We start from the raw sequence: 12,273 nt of genomic DNA on the forward strand, positions 1-12,273 counted from the left end.
CAGCGTAACAATCTCATGGTTATTCAATTAAGAATCTATTTCTGCCCATTTTCTAGGTTTTTCGTTCCTGCTATATTTCTAGCATATCCTATCGGTTTTGTTACTTTAATTTGCATGAATACAGAGATGAAAATAATTACAATTATTCCTGATACTAGAAAAATAATACCTGCATTAAAATGATCAAATAAGTAACCGTACATAATCGTTCCAACGGGCATCATCAACATTGACAATGAAGATTGAATTGTAAAAACCCGTCCCTGAAAACTAGAATCAATATGCAGTTGCATGTATCCTGCCATAGGTACATTGGTTTCAAATAACGCAACCCCCATTAGTAAGGCGAGCGCCACATAAATACCAGTAATTTCCAATTTTAACAATTGAACATGCAACACTACTGGTAAGCCCATTCCACTTGTAATCAGAGCTATCCCGATAACCCAACGATACATAATTTGAATCTGATTTTCTGCTGGCTTTTGTTTCATAAAGATAAAACCTGATAAGATCATCCCTACTGACGTACTAGCCTCTACGATACTGTAAAAAATATTACTTAACTTAAACCGATTAACTAATATAAAGGGTAACCCAACATTCACTGCACAAAAGAAGAAATTGATTACACAAGCCGTTATAATCAACATCACAATTGCCTGTTTCTGACGTAGATAATGGATGCCTTCCTTAAATGAAGTTAAAAAATCCACTTTTCTTTTAAAATCGGTCTTAGTGACTAGTTGTGCCCCATTAAATCTGAAGTTCAGCGATAATACAATCAGCATAACGACTGAGGTAGTCACCAACATAACCAGTGTGAAACCAAAGAATGGCATCATTCCGTAAGCAATTCCACCAAAAATAGGAGCCAAAATTGATGCTGAAGAACGAACCATTTGTTGAATCGAGTTAAGTTGTTGCACCTGTGTTTTAGGCACGAGATTTATCGCAGAAGCACTGAAAACATTGCCAATAAACAATTGAAAGATATCTAGCAAAACCAACAAAATAATAATTTTAATGAGATACGTTCCTGAAAGCTGCTGAAGCTCCATTGAGAAAAACGCCATCGTGATAATAATGCCAATCTGACAAGTCACAATGATTTTTTTGTGGCTAAAACGATCCACAATTGTTCCAGAAACAGGCAATAAAACTAATGATACTAAGGGGCCAATCAAAATAGAAATTCCCAGATTCATAGCAGATCCCGTTTTACGTAAGAGAAATAATCCCAATGCGAAGCTAAACATGCTGCTTCCTAACTCATCAATTAATGCAATAATACCGACTTTAACAAGTTGTGCTTTACTAGTATTCAGAAAATCTTTAATAATAATTCCTTCTATCGTTAAAATTTATTTTTGTGATAACTTAGTTATATTCCAGTTATTTAGAAATGTTAATAAAATATATTTTAACGATAAAATAAATATTATTGTAAAAAAAGCCGTTTTAATATCTCTATTAAAACAGCTCTTATTTGTAAATTATTTAACTTTTGCAATACGTCCTTGTTCAATATAAACACTTAAAATAGCGATATCAGCTGGGTTAACCCCACTAATTCGACTAGCCTGTGCAATCGTTTCTGGTTGAATTTTCTCCAACTTTTGACGACCCTCAGTAGCCAAACCATTGATCGCAGCGTAATCAATGTGATCCGGAATCTTCTTAGCTTCCATCTTTTTCAAACGTTCAACACGTTCTTTAGCTTTCTTGATATAACCTGCATATTTAATTTCAATTTCAACTTGCTCAACCACGCGCCGATCTAACTTCTTATCCGGCGCAGGGATAAATTGCAGCAAGTCTTTGTAGGAAACCTCTGGACGACGGAGAAATTCTGATGCTAAAACACCATCTTTTAATTCATGACCACCCTTAGAAATCAAGAAATCTTTAACTTGTTTAGGTTTTATGCGAATGGTATCTAAACGATGAAGTTCATTTTTAATATCATCTTTTTTCTCTTGGAATTCTTGGTAACGATCGTTATCAATCAAACCAAGGTCATGACCCATCTCAGTTAAACGCAAATCCGCATTGTCATGACGTAAAATCAAACGATATTCAGCACGACTAGTCAGCAAACGATATGGTTCTTTGGTTCCCTTAGTCACCAAGTCATCAATCATAACACCAATGTAAGCATCACTACGTTTTAAGGTAAACTGACCTTTGTCTAAGGCACGCAATCCAGCGTTAATTCCAGCCATCAAACCTTGGCCAGCTGCTTCTTCATAACCGGACGTCCCGTTTGTTTGACCAGCGGTATACAAGTTTTTCACAACTTTAGTTTCTAAAGTTGGCTTCAATTGATAGGGGGAAACCACATCGTATTCGATAGCATAACCAGGCCGCATCATTTCAGCATCTTCTAAGCCCTTAATGGAATGAAGAATTTGTTGTTGAACCTCTTCTGGCATAGAAGTTGAAAGTCCCTGAACATACCATTCATCTGTATTCCGACCTTCAGGTTCAAGGAATAATTGATGATGATCCTTATCCGCAAATCGGACAATCTTATCTTCAATTGAAGGACAATAGCGGGGACCAACACCTTCAATCAAACCAGAAAACATAGGTGCACGATCTAGATTTTTTCGAATAATTTTATGGGTATACTCATTAGTATACGTCAACCAGCAAGATAACTGATTTTTCACATCAATATAGGCACTGTCAGGCGTTGTAAAACTAAAGTGATTTGGTTCCTTATCACCGGGCTGTTCTTCAGTTTCATCATAATGAATTGTGCCACCATCAACTCGTGGTGGCGTTCCTGTTTTGAAACGTTCCAAATCGAAACCGTAATCCTTTAGGTTCTTAGTAAGTTTCATGGCAGGTTGTGAGTTATTAGGACCCGAAGAATACATAAGCTCGCCGATAATAATCTTCCCACGAGCAGCTGTTCCCAACGTCAGAACAACACTCTTGGCATGGTAACGAGCACCAGTATTAGTAATTATTCCCTTACAGACACCGTCTTCAATGATTAAATCATCAACAATTCCCTGTCGTAAAGTCAAATTAGGTTCATCTTCAATAGTTTTTTTCATTTGAGCATGATAAGCATGTTTATCTGCTTGGGCCCGTAAGGCACGAACTGCGGGGCCTTTACCCGTATTTAGCATTCGCATTTGGACATAAGTTTTATCGATGTTTTTACCCATCTCGCCACCAAGAGCATCAATTTCACGAACCACAATGCCTTTTGCTGGTCCACCAACTGAAGGATTACATGGCATAAAAGCCACCATATCCAAATTGATAGTCATTAGTAGGGTTTTGTTTCCCATTCTTGCAGCTGCCAAAGCCGCTTCTGAACCCGCATGGCCGGCGCCAACTACGATCACATCGTAATCTTTCCCTGCATACTGTTTTACTTCCGTCATGACTCTTCCTCCACATTATTTCGAGCTTCAAGTAGCTTCATAATTTGTTTCATGGTTAACTTAATTGAACTTCAATTATTTACCCAAACAGAATTGGCTGAACAACTGATCTAATAACTCATCTTGATAACTGTCACCAGTAATTTCACCAAGAAATTCCCAGCAACGCGTCATATCAATTTGGACTAGATCTACTGGCATACCATCTTTGAGCCCTTGCAAAACTGAATCCAATGCTTCTTCAGCTTGATTCAGCAAGCCAATATGCCGAGCATTTGTCACAATGACACTGTTTTGATTACTTTCAATCCCATCGAAGAATAACTTAGAAATTTTTTCTTTCAAATCATCCAATCCTACCCCTTCTGTTGCAGAGGTTCGAATCACCTGATCCTCAGGAACTAAATTGAATAATTCATCAGTATCTAATTGCATTGGTAAATCAGTTTTATTCAAGATAATGATTCGTTTTGCTTCATCAGTGACTTTAATTAACTGACGATCTTCATCCGACAATGGATTACTACTGTCTAAAACTAACAAGACCAAGTCTGCAGTTTTAATTGCTTTACGACTGCGTTCAACACCGATTTTCTCAACTTTATCGTTTGTTTCACGGATACCAGCTGTATCAACTAACTTCAACGGCACACCACGAACATTCACATACTCTTCCAAAACATCACGCGTGGTTCCAGCCACATCTGTGACAATCGCTTTGTCTTCATGTAGCATTCGATTCAGCAAACTAGACTTCCCAACATTTGGGTGCCCCACAATCGCCGTTGCCAGTCCATCACGTAAAATTTTACCTTCTTGCGCAGTTTGCAAAAGTTGTTTGATTTGTGCTTTCACTTCTACAGCTTTTTCACGTAATAGTTTACTGGTCATGGTCTCAACATCATCATATTCTGGATAATCAATGTTAACTTCAACCTGTGCCAAAACGTCTAAAATATCCTGCCGCAAATTCTTAATTAAATGAGATAAATCCCCATCTAATTGATTTAAAGCTACTTTCATCGACCGATCCGTTTTAGCACGAATCAAATCCATCACTGCTTCAGCCTGAGAAAGATCAACTCGACCGTTCAAAAAAGCACGTTCAGTAAATTCGCCTGGTTTGGCCATTCTTGCACCGTTACTTAGTAGAAGCTGTAAAATATCGTTGGTAGGCACAATGCCTCCGTGACAATTGATCTCAACAACATCTTCACAAGTATATGTTTTGGGTGCCAACATCACTGAAACCATTACTTCATCAACTGTGTGCTTTGTTTTAGGGTTAACGATATGCCCATAATTAATGGTATGGCTTTTAACTGTATGCAGATCCTTACCTTTGAAAATCTTCTCTGCCACATCAAGCGCGGTATTTCCACTTACTCGAACAATGGAAATACCACCTTCACCAGGTGGGGTTGAAATTGCAGCAATCGTATCTAATTCCGTAGCTGTTTCTAGCATTTTCTATTTCCTTCCTAATCAATTCCAATAAAAAAAGCACCTAGTCCACGCCTTAATAAGAGGTTACGTGGATAAAGTACTTTCACTACTTTACCTGCTATTTAGATAATTGATTATATCTTAAAATTTTGTTGCGCATTTGTCAATTTCTTACACTTTTATTTTAAAGCTGTTCATCTTGAACAAGGGCCACCACAACATAGCGATGAGGTTCATGTCCTTCTGAAAAAGTTGAGACAAAATGATTCTCAGACAGCGTCGCATGAATCACTTTTCGCTCAAATGCGGGCATGGGATCCAAGAAAACTGGTTCACCAGTTGCCACAACCTCACGAGCTGTATTTTCGGCCAAGTGTTGCAACGTTTCTGTCCGTCGTTCACGGTAATTTTCAACATTCAATTTTACATTGGCATGTGAAATGCCGCGATGTAGCAAAAATACTTGAGCTAAAGTTTGTAGTGCGTTAATTGTTCGACCATGCTTCCCAATTAGCATGCCCTCTTGCTCAGTTCTGAACTCTATTGAAACGTCACGATGATGAAATTTACTTGTTGAAGTAGCTTCAATTCCCAACTGGGTCACAATCTTTGCCAAATATTCCTGCATTTGAGAAACAATTTCTTCATTCAAACGCGGACGCGATGAGGTTTCTGGTTCTATAGCTTGATCCTTGACTTGCGGGTGCCTTTGAACTTCAGCTTTACTTTCATGATTTACTTCATCAGTTTTATGTTGAACTTCAGAATTAACTTTTGGTTTAGTTTCTGGCGCTTTTTCTTCAGGAACTTTGACCGTCTCGTTTGATTTTGGAGCCTCAATAACTGACATTTCAATTTCAGCCAATCGTTTGCCGAAACCCAAAAATCCTTTTTTAGGTTCGACTATTGTTGAAACAGTTACACTTTTACGGGTTACATTTAAATCAGCAAGTCCTGCTTCAATTGCTTCTTCAATTGTACTCCCTTTATAATTTGCCATAGGCTACCTCCTTTTTACGATTATGTACAGCAAAAGGAGACCAGAACTAAACATTCTAATCTCCAGTCATTTTTATTTTCTATTGCGTCCTTTATAAGCCTTACGCTTAGCTTTTGCAATGGCCCGTTTTTTATCGCGTTCAGCCTGTGCTTTTGCTTCACGTTCACGATTAATCTTAAACGGATTTTGAATAACTAATGTTTGACCAGCTTGTAAAATATTTGTAACCACCCAGTACAGGGAAACAGCTGATGGCACACTTAACGCTGTAAAGAAGATAATGACCGGCATACCAATGGTCATCATTGTTGTCATCCCATTTTGCATTGGTTGCGACTTCATACTCAGCCATGAACTCACATAGGTAAATACAGCAGCTAAGATAGGTAATACGAAGTACGGATCCTTGTCTCCCAATTGCAGCCATAAAAATGATCCTGCTTTCAAAACTTCCGTCCGGTTAACAGCGGCATACAAAGCATACAAAACAGGTAACTGAACAATTAATGGTAAACACCCAGCAACGGGATTTACACCAGCTTCGGAATAAAGTTTTTGTTGTTCTTCACGCAATTTTTGCTGTGTTTCAGTATCCTTAGAGGAATACTTCTTTTGTAAAGCTTGAACCTTAGGCTGAATTTCAGCAGTTTTCATTGAAGATTTTGTTTGATAAATCATCAAGGGCAAGATGATAATACGAATAATAATGGTGAAAATAATAATTCCCCAACCAAAATTACCACCGAATAAATGTGATAACCAAATAATTGCCCGTGAAAAATTATAGACAATCCAATGATCCCAAAATCCGGTACTATTCTTCGTGATAGGTGCCGTACTACAACCAGCTAAAAACAGCGTTAAACTGGCAATTGCCATCATCACTATATTTCTTTTGCTGTGTTTCACTTACTTTTCCTCACTTTGATCAGTAGTTAAAATATTAGCTAACGTGAATACGTGCTTTAATTGCTGTTTGGTCTCTTTCATTGAAAGACCAGACGCTTGGGGCCGTGCAATGACCAAAAAGTCAATATCTTGACGTAGTTGTGGTTTGAATTCAAGAACGCTTTGACTGATGCGTCGCTTCATATAGTTTCGCATAACAGCATTACCAATTTTCTTACCAACAGAAATTCCCACCCTAAAATGAGGTTGATGTGGTTTCTCCATCACATAAACAACAAACTTTCGATTTGCATATGAATTATGAGTTTCAAATACCTTTTGAAATTCCGTTTCTCTTTTTACACGGTATGACTTGCGCATGCTCTCTCTCCAAAATAAATCGTATTATCAAGTTTCTCACATATAAAAGGTTGTTTGTCTGCTATTTTCAAATTTCTTCAAAAATAAAAGACCACTGGGATCAGTGGCCTTATGCAGATAATTTTCTTCTACCTTTTAGACGTCGACGTGCTAAAACTCTACGGCCGTTACTTGTACTCATACGTTTACGAAAACCATGCACACGTGAACGATGACGCTTCTTTGGTTGATATGTTCTTTTCAATTCGTACACCTCCCATAGCAACACTGAAATTTATATAGATTTCATTTATATATTAATGAAATAACTCAGTATCTAATTACAATTACCATAATATAGTATCACAAATCAATCATCATGCAAAGGTCTTAATAGAAAAAAATAAATATTCTTGTTCACACTCAAAGCTTATCGTGGTGCATACCTTGTGGATAAAAACATTTGTTTTCCTAAGTTTTGCACCGTTTTTCCCGAGCTTATCCGGATATTCACCCCCTGTGATTGAGTTATCCACATTTTCATGATTTTCAGTGGATAACTCCTGCCACCCCTTATTTCTCGGGGTATAGTTATCCACCGTTTTGTGTGAATAACCAAAATTTTCATGAAAATTTGGCCTTTTTTCAACAGCTTGTGGATACACTTTTACCTGTCCTGTGATTTATTTTCGATAGTTTTCCACATCCTGTGGAAAACTTTTTTTTTTCATGCTAAAATTAATGCATTGTTTCTTTCGCTTAAGAATTGAAAACACAAAAAATAAACTGTGCGTAACTTTGGAGGGATTTTTGTGCTAAGTAAGGATGATCTTTGGAATCAAATTAAAGCTGATTTTCAAAAAGACGATGATATTTCATCCCTCGGCTTTTCAACTTGGATCGACGTAGCTAAACCAATCGATCTAAAAAATCATATCATGACAATCCAATTACCATCGCCGTTACATCGCGATTATTGGAAACAACATTTGGCACCAAAATTTGTAGAATATGCTTATTTGATCACCCAAGCAGATATCACACCAGATTTTGTTTTGGAGGGTGAGCAAGAAGAAACCGTTCAACAAGAAAAAAAGGCTGCCGAAAAACCAAAAACGACACCCGATTTTATGGAAGTTACTACCTTAAATGACAAATATACATTTGACACATTTGTCACTGGTAAAGGAAACCAGATGGCCCATGCAGCCGCGTTAGTCGTTTCGGAAGATCCTGGGACTATGTACAATCCGCTCTTCTTTTATGGAGGCGTTGGTCTTGGAAAAACCCATTTGATGCATGCGATTGGCCATCAAATTCTCAAAAATAATCCTGATACGAATGTTAAATATGTTACTAGTGAAGCTTTCACAAACGATTTTATCAATGCAATTCAATCTAAACATCAAGAAGAATTTCGTGAGGTTTATCGAAATGTTGACCTGCTTTTAGTCGATGATGTGCAGTTCTTTGCTGATAAGGAAGCTACTCAAGAAGAATTCTTCCATACTTTCGAGGCTTTATATAGTAATCAAAAACAAATTGTGCTGACTTCAGATCGTTTACCAAATGAAATTCCTAAGTTGCAGGAACGACTAGTTTCGCGCTTTAAATGGGGATTATCGGTCGATATCACCCCACCTGATTTGGAAACGCGAATTGCCATTTTACGTGAAAAAGCGATGGCTGATAAAATTGAAATTCCTGACGATACTTTGAATTACATCGCCACCCAAGTTGATTCAAACGTACGAGAATTAGAGGGTGCTTTAGCGCGGGTTCAAGCATATGCGAATCTGCAAAGTACTAGCATTACAACTGATCTTGCCTCCGAAGCCATGCGTAGTTTGAACTTTGGTACTAAATTTAGTGAAGTCTCAATTTCGCTAATTCAAGACAAAGTCGCTAAATACTATCACACTTCAATTTCTGATTTAAAGGGTAAGAAACGAATGAAATCAATCGTTGTCCCTCGCCAGATTGCTATGTATCTTTCTCGCGAGCTGACAAACGCCTCCTTACCGAAAATCGGAACTGAATTTGGTGGCAAAGATCACACCACTGTGATTCATGCTCACGAAAAAATTGCAGCGGCGCTTAAAAAAGATGATGATTTACAACGCCAAATTGGTGATCTAAAAAGTGAGCTCAAACCATAGCTTGTGGACAAGTGTGAATTACTTTAAAAGTTATCCACATTTTATAAACAGAGATAATCTTCGACCTGCCTAAGCGTTAGGTGACATTTACACAATATCAACAGGCCCTATTACTACTGTTACTTTTAATATATAATTATATATAAATACATTTCGTCCAAAGGAGATTCTTAAAAATGAAATTTACTGTAAAACGAGCTGCGTTCATTAAAAAATTAAATGACGTTCAAAGAGCAATATCTTCTAAAACAACAATTCCTATTTTGACTGGTTTAAAACTTGATGTGGAATCTGATCAAATTATCTTAACTGGGAGTGATGCAGATATTTCCATTGAGACAGTTTTAGATGCCAAAAATGAAGACAACGGATTGTCAATTACAGATCCTGGGAAAATTGTTTTACCTGCGCACTTCTTTAGTGATATCGTTAAACGACTTCCAGAAGATTCAATGACCGTTGAAATTACTGAAGGCTTCCAAACAGAGATTTCATCTGGGGCCGCAGAATTTACAATTAACGGTTTGGATGCTAATAATTACCCACATTTACCAGAACTTGACGGTAATGACCAAATCCAACTTTCCGGAAACGTATTTAAACAATTAATTAGCCAAACTGTTTTGGCCGTTTCAACTCAAGAAAGTCGTCCAATTTTAACTGGGGTTCATTTCAGTATTGATGGCGACCAATTTTTAGCAGTTGCAACTGATAGTCACCGGTTAAGTCAACGCCAAATTAAATTGCCTGAAGGAAATACTGGAAAATATGATGTGATCATCCCTGGAAAAAGTCTCGTTGAGTTATCTCGGATGATTGGCGAAGAAAATCCAGACGTCATCACGCGAATTTCTGAAAATCAGGTTCTCTTTACTTTAGGTGACACAGCGTTTTATTCTCGATTACTTGAAGGAAATTATCCAGATACATCCCGTTTGATTCCAAAAGAATCAACCACAACTTTAGAATTCAATGCGCCAGCTTTATTAGCAGCCATTGAACGGGCTTCCTTGTTATCCCATGAAAGTCGTAATAATGTTGTTAAATTGGCGATTACCACTGCTGATAAAAAGATTGTTATTTCAGGAAACTCGCCTGATGTCGGAAACGTTGAGGAACAACTTGATGCAAAAGTTGTTGAGGGCGAAGATTTAGAAATTTCATTTAACCCAGATTATATGAAGGATGCGCTCCGTTCGTTTGGCCAAACTGAAATTCAAGTTTCATTCACTTCAGCATTGCGACCATTCACTTTGGTTCCAACTGAGGATCAAGAAAACTTTATTCAGTTGATTACACCTGTTCGAACATTCTAAAATTTAAAAAAATAACCACGTTTGCCAAATTAAATTTTGACAAGCGTGGTTTTTATTTTATGCCTAAAAATTAAAATAAGAGGATTTGAGAAAAATACGCAAGAAATGTCAAAAGTATCTAATTATCTTCAAAATGGCTTAAAACGCAAAACACAGCCTCTGAGATTGTTTTTTTAGGTTTTTAAAGGTATAATAAATAGGTATTTAGTAAAGAATCTAGTTAAAATTGAATAAATTATTTTTTGGTTTAAAAAAACGAAATTAAATAATAATTGATTCGAAATAAGTTCTAGTAAAGGTGGTTGTAATTTTGGAGAAAAAAGAAGTTTTAATTACAACGCCATTCATTACGCTCGGTCAACTCTTAAAAGAAGAATCAATCATTGGAACTGGCGGACAAGCCAAATGGTATCTTCGCGAACACACTATAGAGGTAAATGATGAGCCTGAGAATCGGCGCGGAAAAAAGCTATATCCAAAGGACACGGTTAATATTCCAGATGAAGGACTGTTTATTGTACGTTCAAGACGTGAGGATTAGTCATGTATTTGGAAAATATTAGCCTCCATAATTTCCGTAACTATCCGGATTTGGAGGCCGAATTTATTCCTGGTGTCAATGTGTTATTGGGTGCAAATGCTCAGGGAAAAACAAATTTGTTGGAATCAATTTACGTGTTGGCACTAACGAGAAGTCACCGAACATCTAATGATCAGGATTTAATTAGTTGGGGCGCTGATTCAGCTCGTTTGGCAACCCGCGTACACAAAAGAATGAGTTCAATTCCCTTAGAACTGGAATTAAGTTCTAAAGGTAAACAGGCCAAGGTGAATCATTTAGAACAAAGTAAGTTGTCACAGTATATAGGACAACTAAATGTCATTTTGTTTGCACCAGAGGATTTGTCTTTGGTTAAGGGTTCACCGGCTGTTAGACGGCGGTTTATTGACATGGAATTTGGCCAGATGAGTAGTAAATATCTGTATAATTCCGCGCAGTATCGCACAATTCTGAAGCAACGAAATCAGTATTTAAAACAGCTAAAGTTCAAAGTGAACAAAGATAAAGTTTTTCTTGGTGTGTTGTCTGATCAGCTTGCAGCTTATGGTGCGGAGATTATATTTCAGCGCCGCCTTTTTCTAAAAAAACTAGAGAAATGGGCTCAACAGTTGCATACCCAAATTTCCCTAGGAAAAGAACATTTGACGTTTGAGTATGTGTCACAAGTTATCCAGAAACAAGATTTATCCGTAGATCAACTATATGACGAGTTGAGAAAGGCGTTTGCGAGTCATGAGGAACGGGAGTTGCAGCAGGGAACCACATTGGTCGGTCCCCAACGCGATGACGTTCGTTTTTTAGTCAATGGCAAAAATGTCCAAACTTTCGGATCACAAGGACAACAGCGAACGACAGCTTTAAGTGTGAAATTGGCAGAGATTGATCTCATGAAAGAAGAAACAGGCGAGTATCCGGTATTGCTACTAGATGATGTGTTATCCGAACTAGATGATGACCGGCAAACGCACCTTTTAAAGTCGATTCAAAATAAGGTCCAAACCTTTTTGACAACAACTAGTTTGAGCGGTATTGCTCGTCAATTAATTGATGAACCGCGGATATTTACAATTAAATCAGGTATTTTGCATAAGGAGGAATAAGATTGGCTGACGAAGATAAAACGAAAAAAACTCCCCAA

At 37.4% G+C, this 12,273-nt stretch carries 12 protein-coding genes; 4 read left to right on the plus strand and 8 right to left on the minus strand.

Annotated features, from left to right (window positions below):
• Nucleotides 1–35: 35 nt before the first annotated feature.
• The 8 genes from PPA04_RS04750 to PPA04_RS04785 form a co-directional block, all read right to left on the minus strand.
• Nucleotides 36–1,364 carry an MFS transporter gene (locus PPA04_RS04750; RefSeq protein WP_307723904.1) on the minus strand — a complete coding sequence of 443 codons (1,329 nt, stop codon included), beginning with the start codon at nt 1,362–1,364 and terminating at the stop codon, nt 36–38.
• A gap of 132 nt (nt 1,365–1,496) precedes the next feature.
• A complete protein-coding gene (gene mnmG, locus PPA04_RS04755; RefSeq protein ID WP_057784134.1) occupies nt 1,497–3,404 on the minus strand; it encodes a tRNA uridine-5-carboxymethylaminomethyl(34) synthesis enzyme MnmG in 1,908 nt (635 codons plus the stop codon).
• A gap of 75 nt (nt 3,405–3,479) precedes the next feature.
• Nucleotides 3,480–4,871: a tRNA uridine-5-carboxymethylaminomethyl(34) synthesis GTPase MnmE gene (gene mnmE / locus PPA04_RS04760; RefSeq protein ID WP_057784132.1), complete on the minus strand. Its 1,392-nt coding sequence runs from the start codon at nt 4,869–4,871 to the stop codon at nt 3,480–3,482.
• A 163-nt stretch (nt 4,872–5,034) separates the two neighbouring features.
• Complete coding sequence (gene jag / locus PPA04_RS04765; RefSeq protein ID WP_057784130.1) at nt 5,035–5,850, minus strand: RNA-binding cell elongation regulator Jag/EloR; 816 nt, start codon at nt 5,848–5,850, stop codon at nt 5,035–5,037.
• 72 nt (nt 5,851–5,922) lie between these two features.
• A complete protein-coding gene (gene yidC, locus PPA04_RS04770; RefSeq protein ID WP_057784128.1) occupies nt 5,923–6,759 on the minus strand; it encodes a membrane protein insertase YidC in 837 nt (278 codons plus the stop codon).
• Nucleotides 6,760–7,119, minus strand: a complete 360-nt coding sequence (rnpA, locus tag PPA04_RS04775) for a ribonuclease P protein component (RefSeq protein WP_057784126.1) — start codon at nt 7,117–7,119, stop codon at nt 6,760–6,762.
• A gap of 109 nt (nt 7,120–7,228) precedes the next feature.
• The gene (rpmH, locus tag PPA04_RS04780) at nt 7,229–7,363 is read right to left on the minus strand and encodes a 50S ribosomal protein L34 (RefSeq protein ID WP_084254234.1); all 135 of its coding nucleotides are present in this window, start codon (nt 7,361–7,363) and stop codon (nt 7,229–7,231) included.
• Nucleotides 7,364–7,475: 112 nt separating this feature from the next.
• Nucleotides 7,476–7,763: a hypothetical protein gene (locus PPA04_RS04785; RefSeq protein WP_057784124.1), complete on the minus strand. Its 288-nt coding sequence runs from the start codon at nt 7,761–7,763 to the stop codon at nt 7,476–7,478.
• A 147-nt stretch (nt 7,764–7,910) separates the two neighbouring features.
• Here PPA04_RS04785 and dnaA point away from each other — a divergent pair, with 147 nt between their 5' ends.
• The 4 genes from dnaA to recF all read left to right on the plus strand — a co-directional run bounded on the left by dnaA (nt 7,911) and on the right by recF (nt 12,235).
• Nucleotides 7,911–9,257 carry a chromosomal replication initiator protein DnaA gene (gene dnaA, locus PPA04_RS04790; RefSeq protein WP_057784122.1) on the plus strand — a complete coding sequence of 449 codons (1,347 nt, stop codon included), beginning with the start codon at nt 7,911–7,913 and terminating at the stop codon, nt 9,255–9,257.
• A 176-nt stretch (nt 9,258–9,433) separates the two neighbouring features.
• Nucleotides 9,434–10,573, plus strand: a complete 1,140-nt coding sequence (gene dnaN / locus PPA04_RS04795; RefSeq protein WP_057784120.1) for a DNA polymerase III subunit beta — start codon at nt 9,434–9,436, stop codon at nt 10,571–10,573.
• Between the two features lie 310 nt (nt 10,574–10,883).
• Nucleotides 10,884–11,114: a S4 domain-containing protein YaaA gene (gene yaaA / locus PPA04_RS04800; protein WP_057784118.1), complete on the plus strand. Its 231-nt coding sequence runs from the start codon at nt 10,884–10,886 to the stop codon at nt 11,112–11,114.
• Nucleotides 11,115–11,116: 2 nt separating this feature from the next.
• Nucleotides 11,117–12,235: a DNA replication/repair protein RecF gene (gene recF / locus PPA04_RS04805; RefSeq protein WP_057784116.1), complete on the plus strand. Its 1,119-nt coding sequence runs from the start codon at nt 11,117–11,119 to the stop codon at nt 12,233–12,235.
• Nucleotides 12,236–12,273: the final 38 nt, after the last annotated feature.

The sequence above is a fragment of the Pediococcus parvulus genome, from assembly GCF_007990205.1.
GTDB classification, from domain to species: Bacteria; Bacillota; Bacilli; order Lactobacillales; family Lactobacillaceae; genus Pediococcus; species Pediococcus parvulus.